16 protein-coding genes are annotated in these 15,829 nt (G+C 69.1%); 2 read left to right on the top strand and 14 right to left on the bottom strand.

The window, feature by feature from the left end; translation table 11 throughout:
• Positions 1 to 123: 123 nt before the first annotated feature.
• Positions 124 to 894 (top strand): SURF1 family cytochrome oxidase biogenesis protein, encoded by a 771-nt coding sequence (locus tag JLI01S_RS00005; protein ID WP_068258277.1) that lies wholly within the window; start codon positions 124 to 126, stop codon positions 892 to 894.
• Between the two features lie 3 nt (positions 895 to 897).
• Here the strand turns inward: JLI01S_RS00005 and JLI01S_RS00010 are convergent, their stop codons facing one another.
• The 5 genes from JLI01S_RS00010 to JLI01S_RS00030 form a co-directional block, all read right to left on the bottom strand.
• Positions 898 to 2,787, bottom strand: a complete 1,890-nt coding sequence (locus JLI01S_RS00010) for an ABC transporter ATP-binding protein (RefSeq protein WP_084349082.1) — start codon at positions 2,785 to 2,787, stop codon at positions 898 to 900.
• A 71-nt stretch (positions 2,788 to 2,858) separates the two neighbouring features.
• Entirely contained in the window at positions 2,859 to 3,506 is a 648-nt protein-coding gene (locus JLI01S_RS00015; RefSeq protein ID WP_068258281.1) for a sirohydrochlorin chelatase, read from the bottom strand.
• A 10-nt stretch (positions 3,507 to 3,516) separates the two neighbouring features.
• Positions 3,517 to 4,257: a phosphoadenylyl-sulfate reductase gene (locus JLI01S_RS00020; RefSeq protein WP_068258283.1), complete on the bottom strand. Its 741-nt coding sequence runs from the start codon at positions 4,255 to 4,257 to the stop codon at positions 3,517 to 3,519.
• On the bottom strand, positions 4,254 to 5,918 hold the full coding sequence (locus JLI01S_RS00025; RefSeq protein ID WP_068258285.1) for a nitrite/sulfite reductase: 1,665 nt from the start codon (positions 5,916 to 5,918) through the stop codon (positions 4,254 to 4,256). The genes JLI01S_RS00020 and JLI01S_RS00025 overlap by 4 nt, the downstream gene beginning before the upstream one ends.
• Positions 5,919 to 5,983: 65 nt before the next feature.
• The gene (locus JLI01S_RS00030) at positions 5,984 to 7,582 is read right to left on the bottom strand and encodes an ABC-F family ATP-binding cassette domain-containing protein (protein WP_068258287.1); all 1,599 of its coding nucleotides are present in this window, start codon (positions 7,580 to 7,582) and stop codon (positions 5,984 to 5,986) included.
• Positions 7,583 to 7,694: 112 nt separating this feature from the next.
• Between JLI01S_RS00030 and ypfJ the strand changes: the two genes are divergently transcribed.
• Complete coding sequence (gene ypfJ, locus JLI01S_RS00035; protein WP_068258289.1) at positions 7,695 to 8,618, top strand: KPN_02809 family neutral zinc metallopeptidase; 924 nt, start codon at positions 7,695 to 7,697, stop codon at positions 8,616 to 8,618.
• An 18-nt stretch (positions 8,619 to 8,636) separates the two neighbouring features.
• Here the strand turns inward: ypfJ and JLI01S_RS00040 are convergent, their stop codons facing one another.
• The 9 genes from JLI01S_RS00040 to JLI01S_RS00080 are packed head-to-tail and all read right to left on the bottom strand — an operon-like array spanning position 8,637 to position 15,746.
• Positions 8,637 to 9,197 (bottom strand): acVLRF1 family peptidyl-tRNA hydrolase, encoded by a 561-nt coding sequence (locus JLI01S_RS00040; RefSeq protein ID WP_068258294.1) that lies wholly within the window; start codon positions 9,195 to 9,197, stop codon positions 8,637 to 8,639.
• A gap of 11 nt (positions 9,198 to 9,208) precedes the next feature.
• A complete protein-coding gene (locus JLI01S_RS00045; RefSeq protein WP_068258296.1) occupies positions 9,209 to 9,538 on the bottom strand; it encodes a metal-sulfur cluster assembly factor in 330 nt (109 codons plus the stop codon).
• Positions 9,535 to 10,005, bottom strand: a complete 471-nt coding sequence (sufU, locus tag JLI01S_RS00050) for a Fe-S cluster assembly sulfur transfer protein SufU (protein WP_068258298.1) — start codon at positions 10,003 to 10,005, stop codon at positions 9,535 to 9,537. The genes JLI01S_RS00045 and sufU overlap by 4 nt, the downstream gene beginning before the upstream one ends.
• Positions 10,005 to 11,285: a cysteine desulfurase gene (locus JLI01S_RS00055; RefSeq protein WP_068258300.1), complete on the bottom strand. Its 1,281-nt coding sequence runs from the start codon at positions 11,283 to 11,285 to the stop codon at positions 10,005 to 10,007. Before JLI01S_RS00055 ends, sufU begins: the two co-directional genes overlap by 1 nt.
• Before the next feature lie 2 nt (positions 11,286 to 11,287).
• Complete coding sequence (sufC, locus tag JLI01S_RS00060) at positions 11,288 to 12,067, bottom strand: Fe-S cluster assembly ATPase SufC (RefSeq protein ID WP_068258302.1); 780 nt, start codon at positions 12,065 to 12,067, stop codon at positions 11,288 to 11,290.
• A gap of 31 nt (positions 12,068 to 12,098) precedes the next feature.
• Positions 12,099 to 12,434 carry a non-heme iron oxygenase ferredoxin subunit gene (locus JLI01S_RS00065; protein WP_068258304.1) on the bottom strand — a complete coding sequence of 112 codons (336 nt, stop codon included), beginning with the start codon at positions 12,432 to 12,434 and terminating at the stop codon, positions 12,099 to 12,101.
• Positions 12,431 to 13,600, bottom strand: coding sequence for a Fe-S cluster assembly protein SufD (gene sufD / locus JLI01S_RS00070; RefSeq protein ID WP_068258306.1), 1,170 nt, complete (start codon positions 13,598 to 13,600; stop codon positions 12,431 to 12,433). The genes JLI01S_RS00065 and sufD overlap by 4 nt, the downstream gene beginning before the upstream one ends.
• A complete protein-coding gene (sufB, locus tag JLI01S_RS00075) occupies positions 13,600 to 15,021 on the bottom strand; it encodes a Fe-S cluster assembly protein SufB (RefSeq protein WP_068258311.1) in 1,422 nt (473 codons plus the stop codon). Before sufB ends, sufD begins: the two co-directional genes overlap by 1 nt.
• Complete coding sequence (locus tag JLI01S_RS00080) at positions 15,018 to 15,746, bottom strand: helix-turn-helix transcriptional regulator (protein WP_068258313.1); 729 nt, start codon at positions 15,744 to 15,746, stop codon at positions 15,018 to 15,020. The genes sufB and JLI01S_RS00080 overlap by 4 nt, the downstream gene beginning before the upstream one ends.
• Positions 15,747 to 15,829: the final 83 nt, after the last annotated feature.

Raw genomic sequence — 15,829 nt, forward strand, 5'->3', positions numbered from 1 at the left:
GTCCCGCCGCAAGGTGTGGCTCGCGTGCGACGAGCACGAGGAGGTCCTGCGCGACCACTTGGCGGTGCGCGGTTTCCCCGTGACGACCTGCGCGGTCGACGAGATCCCTGCCGACGCCGGCTGATGCTGCGCCTGGCTGTCACCCCGAGATGGCTCGGGTGGTTCGCTCTCGCGCTCGCGGCGTCCATCGCCTGCGTCTGGCTGGGCCAGTGGCAGTGGGGCAAGTACGAGGACAAGTCGGCGCGGGCCGACCGGATCGAGACCCACTACGCGGCCGCCCCCATCCCCGTCACCCAGGTCCTCACCGACGAGCCCGTGCCGTTGCAGGACGAGTGGATCCGCGTCACCGCCACCGGTCAGTACCTGACCGACGAGCAGCTCCTCGTGCGCAACCGTCCACTCGACGGGACCTATGGCTATGAGGTGCTCGTCCCCCTTCGTCTTGAGGGTGGGCAGGTCCTGATCGTCGACCGCGGGTGGGTGCCCAACAGCCCGAAGGGGGCCGACATCGCCCCAGAGGTCCCCGCCGCCCCCGAGGGTGAGGTCACCGCCACCGGGTGGGTCCGCCTGGGCGAGAAGGACCTGGGCCGTGACATGCAGCCCGGACAGCTCGCCAGCATCAACCTCTCCGCAGCCGACGCCCAGATCGATGGTGACCTCCTCGGTGGCTACCTCTCGCTGCAGTCGGAGGACCCGCAGGTCCCGCGGCCCGAGCCGCTCGAGGTCCCCGACACCGGGACGGGCCCCCACCTGGCGTATGCCATCCAGTGGTGGCTGGTGATCCCGGCATTCTGGGCCTTCCTCGTCATCGCCCTGCGACGGGAGGCGCTGGAGGGCACCGAGCGCGTCCCGCGCCCCAAGAAGGTGCGCATCTGGGACGAGGAGGACGGCTGAGGCTCAGCCGGTGACGTCAGCGGCGGCGGTCGACACCTCGCCGTCGTACTGCGTCGAGTAGAGGTGTGCGTACAGGCCGCCGGCCGCGAGCAGCTGAGTGTGGGTGCCGCGCTCGACGACCCGACCGTCGTCGACGACGAGGATCTGGTCGGCAGCCCGGATCGTCGAGAGCCGGTGCGCGATGACGATCGCTGTGCGTCCCTCGAGCGCGCTGTCGAGGGCCCGCTGCACGGCGACCTCGGACTCGCTGTCGAGGTGGGCGGTGGCCTCGTCGAGGATGAGCACCGCAGGTGACTTCAGCAGCAGCCTGGCGATGGCGAAGCGTTGCTTCTCGCCGCCGGACAGCCGATGCCCTCGGTCACCGACGACGGTGTCCAGGCCGGCAGGGAGCGCCGCGACCAGACCGCGGACCTGCGCGGCCTCCAGAGCGGCCCACATCTCCTCCTCGGTCGTGTCCGGCTTGGCATACGCCAGGTTGGCCCGCAGCGTGTCGTGGAAGAGGTGGGCCTCCTGGGTGACCATGCCGACCGTCGAGCTGACGGACTCCAGCGTGGCCTCCCGCAGGTCGTGGCCCCCGATGCGCACCGTGCCGCGCGTCGGGTCGTAGAAGCGGGTGATGAGCGAGGTGATCGTGCTCTTGCCGGCGCCGCTGGGACCGACGAGGGCGATGAGCTGACCGGGCTCGGCCCGCAGACTCACGCCCTGCAGGACGGGTCCGCCTTCGTCGCGGTCTCCCGTCGTCGCGCCCTCGAGGGAACGCAGCGAGATGGAGTCCGCACCCGGGTAGGTGAAGTGGACGTCGTCCATCTCGACCGACAGCGCCTCGCCGTGCGGCAGCGGCCGGGCATCGGGCACCTCACGGATGCTCGAGGGCATGTCGAGCAGCTCGAAGAGTCGGGCGAAGGAGACGAGCGCCGTGAGGATGTCGACGTGGACATTGGAGATTGCGGTGAGCGGGCCGTAGAGGCGGGCGAGCAGCGCGGAGAGGGCCAGGAGCGTACCGACGGTCAAGGTCCCCTCCACGGCCATCACACCGCCGAAGCCGTAGACCATCGCGGTCGCGAGCGAGGCGAGCAGGGTGAGCATCACGAAGAAGACGGCGCGGTTGACCGCGATCCGCACGCCGATGTCACGCACGCGGGCAGCGCGCTCGTCGTACTGGGCCACCTCGCGGGCCGGCTGACCAAAGATCTTGACCAGCAGCGCCCCGGCGACATTGAAGCGCTCGGTCATCTGGTTGCCCAGGTCGGCGTTGAGGTTCATCTGCTCGGACGACAGCGAGGCCAGGCGCCGCCCCATCCACTTGGCCGGGAGGATGAAGAAGGGGACGAGCACGAGCGCGGCGAGGGTCAGCTGCCACGACAGGGCGAACATCGCGCCGAGGATGAGCACGAGCGAGATGACATTGCTGACCACGGACGACAGCACCGTCGTGAAGGCCTGCTGGGCGCCGATGACGTCGTTGTTGAGTCGGCTGACCAGGGCCCCGGTCTGGGCTCTGGTGAAGAAGGCAATCGGCTGGCGCAGCACGTGCGCGAAGACCTCGGTCCGCAGGTGGTGGATCAGCCCCTCACCGATCCGCGCGGACAGCCAGCGCTGCACGAGGGTGGTGGCTCCCTCGACGAGCGCGATGAGCGCCACGAGGAGGGCGATCGTGACGACGACGCGACGGTCCTGGGGGATCACTCCGTCGTCGATGAGTCGCTGGAGCAGCAGGGGCACGGCCACGACGGTGAGCGAGCCGACGGCGACCAGCGCGAGGAAGCCGGCGATGATCCGGCTGAAGGGCCGGGCATAGCCCAGCACCCGCCGGGCGGTCCCGGGCGGCAGGGGCGCTCGCGTCGTCTCGTTGCTGCTCATCGAGCGCATGAGGCCCCATGCGTTGTTGGTCATCATCCGTGTGTGCTCCTCGTCGTCCGGTGGCGACAACCCCGCCGGTCCCCTCAGGATTCCCTACGGGTGTGTCAGCCGAGGGCCCGACGCAGCACGAGCGACGCGACAGCGGCGGTGTCCGCCAGCCCTCCGGGGACGAAGGGGGACCCTGCGGCCTGCGCGAGGACGGCCACCTTGTCGTGGAGTACGCCCTCCGCGAGGGTCGCCGGGACCACGACCCGACCGGCCGTGGCGCCAGCGCGTGGCGCGGCGAGGGTCATGGTCATCCAGCCCGCCCGGGGGTGTGCATCGAGCAGGGTCCGGATGCTCTGGCCGGCCTGGCCGGAGCGTGATCCCCCGGCGACGAGCAGCACCGGCTGGTCGACAACGTGCCCGGCGGCCACCAGGCGCTCGTCGACGGCGTCGAGCAGCAGTGGGTCTCCCCCGAGCGCAGGAGCGACCCGGACCGGCGCTCCTGCCGCGCCGAGGGCTCGCACCGCAGCGGGCACGTCGACACGCGCGTGGAAAGCGGGGGTGACGAGCATCGGCACGACGGTGACCTCGTCGGTCAGGCTCGGGCCGAGATCGTGGGGACGGGGGTCGTCGTGCTCGATGTAGACCAGGCGGGTCTCACCACGGCCCGCGTCCGCCAGGGGCCCGGCGACCCGCTCGCGGAGCCGCTCCAGCGTGCTCGAGTGCCGAGGGTCCGGTGATCCGTGCGCCAGCAGGATGGTGGTCATGCCGGGCGCATCACGTGTGGAGTCCGCACTCCACCTTGTCCGTGCCCGACCAGCGTCCGGCCCGAGCGTCCTCGCCCTCGGCGACGGGTCGGGTGCAGGGGGCACACCCGATGGAGGCGTACCCACTCTGGCGAAGGGGGTTGAGGAAGACCGACTTCTCGGCCGCGTACTGGTCGACGTCGTCCTGGGTCCAGCCCGCGATCGGGTTGAGCTTGACCATGCCGCGGCGCTCGTCCCAGCCGACGATGGTGATGTCGGTGCGGGTCGGCGCGTCCTCGCGGCGCATGCCGGTGACCCAGGCCCCGTGCTCCTCGAGCGCGCGGTTGAGCGGCTCGACCTTGCGCATGGCGCAGCACAGATTGGGGTCCCGGTCGTGCAGCTGCGGACCGTGCTCCGCGTCCTGCTCGGCCACCGTCAGGCGCGGGTAGATCGTCCGGATCGTGATGGGCAGCATCGCGTCGTATGCGTCTCGCGTGCCGAGCGTCTCCGCGAAGTGGTAGCCGGTGTCGAGGAAGAAGACGTCGGCGCCCTCGAGGGTCGTGCCGACGAGGTGGACGAGTACCTCGTCGCCCATCGAGCTGGCCACGGTGAGGTCGCGACCGAAGGTCTCCTGGGCCCAGGTCAGGGCACGACGACCCAGCTCGACTCTCCCTTCGTGCGTGTCCCCGTGCTCGGCCTCGAGCGCGGCGAACTGCTGCTCACCCGCTCGGGCGATCTCCTGCAACCGATCCTGCGAGAGGGCGGCACTCATCGGATGTCATCCTCTTCGGCGCGGCGGACCCAGAGCGCGAAGGACTCGCCGTCGCTGCGCTGAGCGAGATAGGTGCGGGCGAGCCGCTCGATGTAGTCGGGCAGGTCGTCCCCGGCAACCTTGAGTGCGCGGGTCTTGCGGGCCAGCGCGAGGTCCTCGGCGAGTGCGCCGCCGAGGTGGACCTGGAAGACCTCCAGGTGGCTGCCGTCGTCCTGCTTCTCCAGCATTCCCTTCAGGCCGACGTCGGCCACCTGGCTGCGTGCGCAGCTGTTGGGGCAGCCGTTGAAGTGGATGCTGAAGGGGACGTCGATGTCGAGGCGCTTCTCGAGCTCCTCGACGGTCCAGCGGGCCCGCTTCTTGGTGTCGGTCAACGCGAGCTTGCAGAACTCGAGACCGGTGCAGGCCATGACATTGCGGCGCCACTCGCTCGGGTGGACCTCGAGATCGAGGTCCTTGAGGTCGACGGCGAGTTGGTCCGCAGCAGCCGGGGGCACATCGAGGACGAGAACCTTCTGGTGCGGGGTGAACCGGATGCGCCGGCTACCGGTGGCCTCGGCCAGCTCGGCAAGGCGAGTCAGCTTGGTTCCGGTCATCCTGCCGGCGATCGGCGCAGCGCCGACCCAGACGCGGCCGTCCTTCTGCTCGTGGATGCCGACGTGGTCGCGTCGCGACCCGGGCACGGCCTTGGCCTCCGGCCCATCGGGAAGGGAGCGCCCCAGGTAGTCCCTCTCCAGCACCTCGCGGAACTTCTCGGCACCCCAGTCGGCCATGAGGAACTTCAGCCGGGCCTTGTTGCGCAGGCGTCGGTAGCCGTGGTCGCGGAAGATCGCCGTGACGCCGGCCCACACCTCGGGGACCTGCTCGAGGGAGACCCACACGCCCAGCCGCTGGGCGAAGATCGGCTTGACCGACAGGCCGCCGCCCACCCAGAGGTCGAAGCCCGGACCGTGCTCGGGGTGGTGGACGCCGACGAAGGAGATGTCGTTGATCTCGTGCGCGATGTCCATCGAGGGCGAGCCGGAGATGGCCGTCTTGAACTTCCGGGGCAGGTTGGAGTACTCGGGGTCACCGATGAACTTCGCCTTGATCTCGTCGAGGGCCGGCGTGCCGTCGATGATCTCGTCCTTGGCGATGCCGGCCACCGGTGAGCCGAGCATCGTGCGCGGGCAGTCGCCGCAGGCCTCCGTCGTCGACAGACCGACTGCTTCGAGACGCCGCCAGATCTCCGGCACGTCCTCGATCCGGATCCAGTGCAGCTGGATGTTCTGCCGGTCGGAGATGTCAGCGGTGTCCCGTGCGAAGTCCGTGCTGATGCCCGCAACCGCGCGAAGCTGGTCGGTCGTCATCCGTCCGCCGTCGCTGCGAACCCGCATCATGAAGAACTCGTCGTCGAGGCCGTCCTCGCCCGTGTGCGTCCCGTCGAGGCCCTGCTTGCGCTGCGTGTAGAGGCCCCACCAGCGCATGCGACCGGTGAGGTCGTCCTTGGCGATGGAAGCGAAGCCCTGCTTGGAGTAGGTCTCCTCGATCCGCGCGCGCACGTTGAGCGCGTCGTCCTCCTGCTTGAACTCCTCGTTGTGGTTCAGCGGAGTCCGGTCGCCATCTGCCCAGGCTCCGGTGGACTTCGTGCGCGTGGGTCGGGTCGTCACAGTCACAGAACTCATAGTAGTGACTCACTTATGGAACTCATAACTCACCGTTATGTGTCTCACGTGGTGGAGCGCGGGCCTCAGGCCAAGGTGACCAGATCCCGGTAGTCCGGGCTGTAGAAGTCCTCGACGCCGTCGGGCAGGAGCAGGATCCGCTCGGGCTGGAGCGCGTCGACCGCGCCCTCGTCGTGCGTCACGAGGACGACGGCACCCTTGAAGGTCGACAGCGCCCCGAGGATCTCCTCACGGCTGGCAGGGTCGAGGTTGTTGGTCGGCTCGTCGAGGAGCAGCACATTGGCGCTGGAGACGACGAGCAGCGCGAGCGACAACCGCGTCTTCTCCCCACCCGAGAGCACCCCGGCCGGCTTGTTGACGTCATCCCCGCTGAAGAGGAAGGAGCCGAGCACCTTGCGGACCTCGGTCTCGCCGAGGTCCGGGGCCGCTGACTTCATGTTGGCCAGCACCGACCGGTCGACGTCCAGGTTTTCGTGCTCCTGGGCGTAGTACCCGAGCTTGAGGCCGTGGCCGGGCTCGACCTGTCCGGTGTCCGGGGCGTCCACACCCGCGAGCATGCGCAGCAGGGTCGTCTTGCCGGCGCCGTTGAGCCCGAGGACGACGACCTTGGTCCCCCGGTCGATGGCCAGGTCGACGTCGGTGAAGATCTCCAGGCTCCCGTAGGAGCGGGAGAGACCAGAGGCACGAAGGGGGGTCCGCCCGCACGGCGCCGGGTCCGGGAAGCGCAGCTTGGCCACGCGATCCTGGGTGCGTTCGCCCTCGACGCCGGCGAGCATCCGCTCGGCGCGCTTGATCATCTGCTGCGCTGCGGTGGCCTTGGTGGCCTTGGCGCGCATCTTGTCCGCCTGCTCGAGCAGGACGGTCGCCTTCTTGGTGGCGTTCTGCACCTCGCGCTTGCGGCGACGCTCGTCCGTCTCGCGCTGCTGGAGGTAGTTCTTCCAGCCCATGTTGTAGATGTCCAGCTCGCACCGGTTGGCGTCGAGGTGGAAGACCCGGTTGACGACGACCTCGAGCAGCTCGACGTCGTGGCTGATGATGATCAGCCCTCCCTTGTAGTTGCGCAGGTGCTCACGCAGCCAGGCGATGGAGTCGGCGTCAAGGTGGTTGGTCGGTTCGTCGAGCAGGAGCGTCTCGTTGCCGGAGAAGAGGATCCGGGCCAGCTCCACCCTTCGTCGCTGACCACCCGAGAGCGTCTCAAGGCTCTGGTCCAGGCGCGCCTCGTCGATCCCGAGGGCAGAGGCGATGCTCGCGGCCTCGGACTCTGCGGCGTACCCGCCGGCCGCGTCGAACTCCTCCTGCAGCCGACCGAAGCGCCCCATCGCCTTCTCCAGTGTCTCGGGGTCGGCGCTCGCCATCCGCTTCTCCGTGGTGCGCAGATCGGTGACGATGCGGTCCAGACCACGGGCCGAGAGGATCCGCTGGCGACCGGTGACGGTCAGGTCCCCCGTGCGCGGGTCCTGGGGAAGGTAGCCGATGCCGCCGGTGGAGGTGACCTCCCCCGACGCGGCCTGCGCCTGACCGGCGAGCACCTTGGTCAGGGTCGTCTTGCCGGCGCCATTGCGTCCGACGAGGCCGACGCGGTCTCCTGCGGCCATGCGGAAGGACGCGCCGTCCAGCAGGATCCGCGAGCCTGCCCGCAGCTCGATGCTGCTTGCTGTGATCACGGGTGGTTCTCCTGCACGTACGAAAGGTCGGTCGCCGGTTAGTGTAAGTCGCAGACCCGCCGGTCACCGCATCCGTCCCGGTCGCCCGACCGAGCCCCATGGAGGAACGCCCATGAGCATCAACGACAACGCCTCGCTCGACACCTCCCGGATGGGCGGCGGCGGAGGCGGCCGGGGGCGCGGTCCCGTGATCGCCGGCGGTGGCGGCATCGTGGGCCTGATCATCGCCGTGATCCTCGTCCTGACCGGCAACGGGGACATGCTCGGCGGTGGCGACGCCCCCCAGGAGACCGCGCAGGGGCAGAGCGACCAGCGCCTGGCCGAGAAGTGCAAGAGCGGCGCTGATGCCAAGAATGACCGCGAGTGCCTCATGGTCCTCGGCGAGAACAGCCTCCACGACTACTGGAGCAGCCAGCCCGATCTGGCCAAGGCCCTGCAGGACGCCAACCAGCGGTTCCGCGGACCGGACAAGGTCGTGGTCTACACCGGCCAGACCCAGTCCCAGTGCGGGACGGCCAGCAACCAGGTCGGTCCCTTCTACTGCCCCGTCGACGAGCAGATCTTCATCGACACCGACTTCTACGACATCATGGAGCAGCAGCTGGGTGCCGAGGACGGCGTGCTCGCCGAGCTCTACGTGCTCGCACACGAGTACGGCCACCACATCCAGAATGTCTACGGCGTGCTCGACGAGGCCCAGAAGGACCCCAAGGGCGCCGACTCGGGTGCCGTGCGCGTCGAGCTGATGGCCGACTGCTTCGCCGGCATGTGGATCCAGCACGCGACCGAGACCAAGGACGCCAAGGGCCAGGCACTGCTCACCGACATCAGCGACGCGGACGTCACCAATGCCATGGGCGCGGCCAAGTCGGTCGGTGACGACGAGATCCAGAAGAAGTCCGGTGGCGGTGTCCAGCCCGAGTCGTGGACCCACGGCTCGGCCAAGGCCCGTCAGGCCTGGCTGCTGCGCGGGATGAAGGCCGACTCGGTCAACCAGTGCGACACCTTCGAGGTCAGCGACCCCAACAACATCTGACCCCCGTTCCCGAGGGGCTCAGTCCTCCAGCGTGATCCGCACCGCCCGCGCTCGGCGCGCGGCCTCCTGGAGCACCGCGTAGCGCGGGTCGGGCAGGTCCCACAGGACCCGGCGCGGCAGGTCGCGCAGGTGCGCGAGCCGGTCGTCGTCGAGGACTTGCTCGGACATCCGTCGGTCCCCCCCGAGGACGAGCGCGTCGATGCTCCCCGCCGACAGATGACGAAGCGCGAGCTCGCTCACCTTGCCGATGACCCCGTCGGCCTGGTTGCCCCGACGGCGCGCATACCGCTGCTGGCTCCAGCCGCCCTTCTTGGTCTTGCCCTGCACATAGGCGGTGCCGCAGGTGTGGGCGAGGAGGTCGCCCCCTTCGTCACGGCCGACGGCGTGACCGCCACGGCGCACGAGGACCAGCCCGATGCGGGAGTGGTCGAAGCCCTCCCCCGTGGCAGTGGAACCGTCACCGCCGGTGAGCACGAAGGAGCCCGGCACGTCGGCGCGCGTGGCGCCGTCGTGCCGGGCTGCAAATCCTTCGACCCACCGCTCGAGGCGGGCCGGGGCCACCTCGACGGTGCGGGACATGCTGGGGTGACTCAGATGTTGAAGCCGAGCGCGCGCAGCTGCTCGCGGCCGTCATCGGTGATCTTGTCCGGACCCCACGGCGGCATCCAGACCCAGTTGATCCTGGAGTCGGTGACCAGGTCGGTGAGGGCCTGGGTGACCTGGTCCTCGATGACATCGGTCAGCGGGCAGGCCGCGGAGGTGAGGGTCATGTCGATGACCGCGTGGTTCTGCGGGTCGACGGTGATGCCGTAGACGAGGCCGAGGTCGACGACGTTGATCCCCAGCTCGGGGTCGACGACGTCGCGCAGCGCCTCCTCGACATCAGCGACATTGCTCGGTGTGGGTGCCTGGGCAGTCATGCGGTCTCTCCTTGGGATGCGGTCGCGATGTCGACGCCGGCCTGGGCCAGCGCGTCGGTGAGGGCCATCCAGCCCAGCAGAGCACACTTGACGCGCGCTGGGTACTGGGCGACTCCGGCCAGGGCCACGCCGTCGCCGATGACCTCTTCGTCGCCCGGGTCCTGGCCGCGGCTGGTGAGCATCTGGCGCATGGCCTCGTGCACGACCATCGCGTCGTCGATGCCCTCTCCGGTGATCTCCTCGGCGAGGATCGAGGTGCTCGCCATGGAGATCGAGCAACCCATCGCCTCGTAGGAGATGTCGGTGATCGTGGCGTCGTGCCCGGTGCCGTCGAGGTGGACGCGCAGCGTCACCTCGTCACCGCAGGTGGGGTTGACGTGGTGCACCTCGGCCAGGTGGCCCTCACGCAGGCCGTGGCCGACCTGGCGCTTGGAGTGGTCGAGGATGAGCTCTTGGTACAGGTCCATCAGGCAGCTCCTGTCTCGACGCCGAAGATCGCGGGCACGCGGTCGAGCGCGGCCACGAGCGTGTCGATCTCGGCCGGGGTGTTGTAGACGGCCAGCGAGGCGCGGGTGGTGGCAGCGACACCGAAGGCGCGGTGCAGCGGCCAGGCGCAGTGGTGACCCACACGCACGGCGACCCCCTGGTCGTCGAGGACCTGGCCCACGTCGTGCGCGTGGACACCGTCGACGACGAAGGACACTGCCGCGCCGCGGTGGACCACGTCGGCCGGACCGATGAGCCGGACCCAGGGCCGCTGCGCGATCGCCTCGAGCAGCTGCGCCGTGAGGGCCTGCTCGTGCGCGGCGATGCGCTCGACACCGATGTCCTGCATCCAGCGCACGGCGGCACCCAGACCGATGGCCTGGCTGGTCATCGGCACGCCGGCCTCGAAGCGGGTGGGCGGCGGCGCGTAGGTGCTGCCCTCCATCCGCACGATCTCGATCATCGACCCGCCGGTGAGGAAGGCGGGCATCTGCTCGAGGAGGTCGTAGCGACCCCACAGGACGCCGATGCCGCTCGGGCCGTACATCTTGTGGCCGGAGAAGGCGAGCAGGTCCACGCCGAGCTCGGTGACGTCCACCGGCAGGTGGGGCACCGACTGGCAGGCGTCGAGGACCGTGATCGCTCCGACGGCCTTGGCCGCAGCGACGATGCGCGGGACATCGCTGACGGCGCCGAGCACGTTGGAGGCGTGGGTGAAGGCCAGGACCTTGGTGCGCTCGGTGACCATCTCGTCGAGCTGCTCGAGGTCGAGACGACCCTCGTCGGTCACGCCGATCCAGCGCAGGGTGGCACCGGTGCGCCGGCACAGCTCCTGCCACGGGATGAGGTTGGCGTGGTGCTCGGCCTCGGTGATCAGGATCTCGTCACCCTCACCGACGCGAAGGGGGGATCCCACCTCCGCGTTGGAGAAGGCGTAGGCGGCAAGGTTGAGCGCCTCGGTGGCGTTCTTGGTGAAGACCACCTCGCGCTCCTGCGCACCGATGAGACCGGCGATGTCGGCTCGGGCGCCCTCGTAGGCCTCGGTGGCCTCCTCGGACAGCGCGTGCGCCCCACGGTGCGGCGCCGAGTTGGCCGTGAGCAGGAAGTCGCGCTCGGCGTCCAGGACGGCGAGCGGCTTCTGCGAGGTCGCACCGGAGTCTAGGTAGACGAGAGGCTTGTCCCCGCGCACCGTGCGCTCGAGGATGGGGAACTGGCCGCGGATCGCGGCCAGCTCGCCCTCGGGGATCAGCTGCGGCGTCATGCTCAGGCCCCAGCGGTCGTGGCGGGCTCCCCCGTCGTCAGGAAACGGTCATAGCCCTCGGCCTCGAGGCGGTCGGCCAGCTCGGCGCCACCCTGCTCGGCAATGCGCCCGTCGACGAAGACGTGGACCTGGTCGGGGGTGATGTAGCGCAGGATGCGCGTGTAGTGCGTGATGAGCAGGACGCCGGCATCGGTGCCCGCCTTGGCGCGGTTGACACCCTCGGAGACGATGCGCAGGGCATCGACGTCCAGACCGGAGTCGGTCTCGTCGAGGATGGCGAACTTGGGCTTGAGCAGCTCCATCTGGAGGATCTCGTGGCGCTTCTTCTCGCCACCGGAGAAGCCCTCGTTGACATTGCGCTCGGCGAAGGCGGGGTCCATCCGCAGCTCGTCCATCGCATTGCGGACGTCCTTGACCCAGTGCCGCAGCTTGGGAGCCTCACCGTCGATGGCTGTCTTGGCGGTCCGCAGGAAGTTGCTCACCGTGACGCCGGGAACCTCGACGGGGTACTGCATCGCGAGGAAGAGGCCGGCGCGGGCCCGCTCGTCGACGGACATGGCGAGCACGTCCTCGCCGTCGAGGGTCACCGTGCCGGAGGTGACGGTGTACTTGGGGTGGCCGGCGATGGAGTAGGCCAGCGTGGACTTGCCGGACCCGTTGGGGCCCATGATCGCGTGCGTCTCACCGGAGTTGATGGTGAGCGTGACACCCTTGAGGATCTCCTTGGGGCCGTCCTCGGTGGTGACGCTGACGTGCAGGTCGGTGATCTCTAGCGTTGCCATGTTCGTCGTCTTTCCTTCGTGAAGTGTGTGGTCAGTCGGCCAGCGAGACGAGGACGTCACCGTCGGCGCTCACCTGGACGGTGTGCACCGCGACGGGGACGGTCGCAGGCAGGCTGGTGGGCCGACCGGAGAGCAGGTCGAAGCGGGAGCCGTGCAGCCAGCACTCGATGGTGCAGCCGTCGACCTCGCCCTCGGAGAGCGAGACCTTGCCGTGGGTGCACTCGTCGTCGATCGCGTGGACGGTGCCGTCCTCGACGCGCACCACGGCGATGACACGACCGGAGACCTCGGCCTTGGCGGCCTCCCCGGTCGTCAGCTCGTCGAGGTGGCAGACCCGGACGAAGCCGGGCTCTGCGACGGCGCTCATGCAGCGCCGCCCTCGAGCTCGATGTCGATCGCGGCCATGATGCGCTCGCTGATCTCCGGGTCACCGACCCGCTGGACGATGCTGTTGAAGAAGCCGCGCACGACGAGGCGACGGGCCTCGTCCTCGGGGATGCCGCGCGACTGCAGGTAGAACAGCTGCAGGTCGTCGAAGCGACCCGTCGTCGATGCGTGGCCGGCACCGATGATCTCGCCCGTCTCGATCTCGAGGTTGGGGACGGAGTCGGCGCGTGCGCCGTCGGTCAGCACGAGGTTGCGGTTGAGCTCGTAGGTCTCGGTGCCCTCGGCCGCCGCGCGGATGAGGACATCGCCGACCCACACGGTGTGCGCGGTCTCGCCCTGGAGGGCGCCCTTGTACTCGACATTGCTCGTGCAGTGCGGCGCCTCGTGGTCGACGAAGAGCCGGTGCTCGAGGTGCTGTCCCGCGTCGGCGAAGTAGACGCCCAGGCCCTCGAAGGAGCCGCCGGGGCCGGCGTAGGTCGCGTTGGTGTTGAGCCGCACGATGCCGCCACCGATGGTGATGGCGATGTGTCGCACGCTCGCGTCACGACCCACGACGACATCGTGCTGGCCGAGGTGGTGGGCGTCATCGGCCCAGTCCTGCAGCGAGACGATGGTCAGCTGCGAGCTGTCGCCGGAGATGACGGAGAGCAGCTCGGTGTAGTCGCTCGTGCCCGAGTGCTCGATGACGACCGTCGCCTTGGCGAAGGCACCGACGCGCACGACGTGGTGCGCACGCACGGTCTCGCGGCTCGCGCCGTCGAGCCGGATGCGCACCGGCTCGGTGAGCTCCGCCTCGGCCGGGACGTCGATGACGACGACCGAGTCCCCGCTCGCAGCGACGGCCGCGGCGCGGTCGGAGGGCAGCGGGACGCCAGCCGCGCGCACCTCGTCGGCGGAGACCGTCGAGCGGGTCACGCCCTCGGGCAGCTCGTGCGTGACGCTGAGCGTGGAGCTGTCACCGGCCTCGCTGAAGAGGTCGGTCAGCTCGCCGACCGGCGTGAAGCGCCAGTCCTCCTCGCGCCCGGTGGGCATCTCGAAGTCGGAGACCTCCCAGGAGCGGATGCGCTCCGCGCGGGACTGGTCCGGGACGAGGGTGTCCGCGGAATGGGTATGGGCCTTGGGGCCCGAGTCAGCCAGCAGGCTCATCAGCCGACGGCTCCTTCCATCTGGAGTTCGATGAGGCGGTTGAGCTCGAGGGCGTACTCCATCGGCAGCTCGCGCGCGATGGGCTCGACGAAGCCACGCACGATCGTCGCCATGGCCTCCTCCTCGTTGAGCCCGCGGGACATGAGGTAGAAGAGCTGGTCGGCGGACACCTTGGAGACCGTGGCCTCGTGACCCATCTGCACCTCGTCCTCGCGGACGTCGACGTAGGGGTAGGTGTCGGACCGACTGATCGTGTCCACGAGCAGGGCATCGCACACGACATTGGACTTGCTGTTGGTCGCGCCCTCGAGGACCTGCACGAGGCCTCGGTAGGAGGTACGACCGCCACCACGTGCCACCGACTTGGAGATGATCGAGCTCGACGTGTTGGGGGCGGCGTGCACCATCTTGGCGCCCGCATCCTGGTGCTGTCCCTCGCCGGCGAAGGCGATCGAGAGGGTCTCCCCCTTGGCGTACTCACCCATGAGGAAGCACGCCGGGTACTTCATCGTCACCTTGGAGCCGATGTTGCCGTCGACCCACTCCATCGTGCCGCCCTCGGCGACCGTGGTGCGCTTGGTGACGAGGTTGTAGACGTTGTTGGACCAGTTCTGGATGGTCGTGTACCGCACCCGGGCGTTCTTCTTGACGACGATCTCGACGACGGCGCTGTGCAGCGACGCGGTCGTGTAGATCGGCGCCGTGCAGCCCTCGACGTAGTGCACGGAGGAGCCCTCGTCGGCGATGATCAGCGTCCGCTCGAACTGGCCCATGTTTTCGGTGTTGATCCGGAAGTAGGCCTGCAACGGGATGTCGACGTGGACGCCCGGCGGGACGTAGATGAAGGAGCCACCCGACCACACGGCAGTGTTGAGCGCGGCGAACTTGTTGTCACCGGCGGGGATGACGGTGCCGAAGTACTCGCGGAAGAGGTCCTCGTGCTCGCGCAGCCCGGTGTCGGTGTCGACGAAGATGACGCCCTGTTGCTCCAGGTCCTCACGGATCTGGTGGTAGACGACCTCGGACTCGTACTGAGCGGCGACGCCGGCGACGAGGCGCTGCTTCTCCGCCTCGGGGATGCCCAGTCGGTCGTAGGTGTTCTTGATGTCGTCGGGCAGCTCGTCCCACGAGGCGGCCTGGTTCTCCGTGGACTTCACGAAGTACTTGATGTTCTGGAAGTCGATCCCGGTGAGGTCGCTCCCCCAGCTCGGCATGGGCTTCTTGCCGAAGAGGCGCAACGACTTCAGCCGCAGGTCGCGCATCCACTGCGGCTCGCTCTTGCGGTCGCTGATGTCGAGCACGACCTCTTCGTTGAGGCCTCGCCTGGCGGTCTCGCCGGCGGCGTCGCTGTCGGACCAGCCGTACTCGTAGCGGCCGATGTCCTTGAGCCCGGGGTTGAGCTCTTCGATGTTGGTGCTCATCGCGTGGACCTCTCTGTGTGGGGACGCGCCCCCGCGGTGGGGACGAAGGTGGTGCAGACGTGATCGCCCTGAGCCAAGGTGGCCAGGCGTTGGACATGGACGCCGAGGAGGCGGGAGAAGGCATCGGTCTCCGCCTCGCACAGCTCGGGGAACTCAGCCGCGACATGCTGGACCGGGCAATGGCCCTGGCACAGCTGCAGACCGACGACGACGTCGTCGCCGACCGTACGCGCGCTGGCAGCGTAGCCCTCGACACCCAGTGCCTCCACGAGAGCCTCGGTCCGGGCACGCGGGTCATCGCCCGCGGCCTCGATGCGGCTCTCGCAGCGCTCCTCGAGGGAGCGGATGCGCTGGTCGGCGAAGGCGCGTACGGCGTCCTCACCGCCGGTGTCGCGCAGGAAGCGCATGGCATCAGCGGCCAGCTCGTCGTAGTCCGCGCTCAGGTGCTCGTGACCGGTGTCGCCGACGACCCACTCCCTGGCGGGTCGGCCGCGGCCGCGCTTGCCCGTGTGGGGCGCCCGGCTCGTCACGGCACTCGTCTCGGCCAGCTGGTCGAGGTGTCGCCGCACGCCGGTGGCGGTCAGCCCCAGCTGCGCGGCCAGTGCGGCTGCGGTGATCGGTCCCTGCTCGCTGATGACGGCCAGGACGCGGTCTCGCGTGCGCGCATCACGACCGACGTCGTCGGGGACCGACGACGACCTCGTGACGTGCGATGAATTAACCACACACCCATGTTACGTAATTAGCCGGGTAAGGCAACAAAGGGAGCCCTAACCCGACCCTGTCGGCCGCGCTGCCTAGACTCCCC

The sequence above is a fragment of the Janibacter limosus NBRC 16128 genome (genome assembly GCF_001570985.1).
Taxonomy (GTDB): Bacteria; Actinomycetota; Actinomycetes; order Actinomycetales; family Dermatophilaceae; genus Janibacter; species Janibacter limosus.

What these genes read in the sequence shown, in the direction of transcription:
- JLI01S_RS00005 (WP_068258277.1), top strand. Translation starts at nt 124, where the DNA reads ATGCTGCGCCTGGCTGTCACCCCGAGATGGCTCGGGTGGTTCGCTCTC.
- JLI01S_RS00015 (WP_068258281.1), bottom strand. Translation starts at nt 3,506, where the DNA reads ATGACCACCATCCTGCTGGCGCACGGATCACCGGACCCTCGGCACTCG.
- ypfJ (WP_068258289.1), top strand. Translation starts at nt 7,695, where the DNA reads ATGAGCATCAACGACAACGCCTCGCTCGACACCTCCCGGATGGGCGGC.
- sufB (WP_068258311.1), bottom strand. Translation starts at nt 15,021, where the DNA reads ATGAGCACCAACATCGAAGAGCTCAACCCCGGGCTCAAGGACATCGGC.
- sufC (WP_068258302.1), bottom strand. Translation starts at nt 12,067, where the DNA reads ATGGCAACGCTAGAGATCACCGACCTGCACGTCAGCGTCACCACCGAG.
- JLI01S_RS00055 (WP_068258300.1), bottom strand. Translation starts at nt 11,285, where the DNA reads ATGACGCCGCAGCTGATCCCCGAGGGCGAGCTGGCCGCGATCCGCGGC.
- JLI01S_RS00010 (WP_084349082.1), bottom strand. Translation starts at nt 2,787, where the DNA reads ATGACCAACAACGCATGGGGCCTCATGCGCTCGATGAGCAGCAACGAG.
- sufD (WP_068258306.1), bottom strand. Translation starts at nt 13,600, where the DNA reads ATGAGCCTGCTGGCTGACTCGGGCCCCAAGGCCCATACCCATTCCGCG.
- JLI01S_RS00025 (WP_068258285.1), bottom strand. Translation starts at nt 5,918, where the DNA reads ATGAGTTCTGTGACTGTGACGACCCGACCCACGCGCACGAAGTCCACC.
- JLI01S_RS00045 (WP_068258296.1), bottom strand. Translation starts at nt 9,538, where the DNA reads ATGACTGCCCAGGCACCCACACCGAGCAATGTCGCTGATGTCGAGGAG.
- JLI01S_RS00040 (WP_068258294.1), bottom strand. Translation starts at nt 9,197, where the DNA reads ATGTCCCGCACCGTCGAGGTGGCCCCGGCCCGCCTCGAGCGGTGGGTC.
- JLI01S_RS00020 (WP_068258283.1), bottom strand. Translation starts at nt 4,257, where the DNA reads ATGAGTGCCGCCCTCTCGCAGGATCGGTTGCAGGAGATCGCCCGAGCG.
- JLI01S_RS00065 (WP_068258304.1), bottom strand. Translation starts at nt 12,434, where the DNA reads ATGAGCGCCGTCGCAGAGCCCGGCTTCGTCCGGGTCTGCCACCTCGAC.
- sufU (WP_068258298.1), bottom strand. Translation starts at nt 10,005, where the DNA reads ATGGACCTGTACCAAGAGCTCATCCTCGACCACTCCAAGCGCCAGGTC.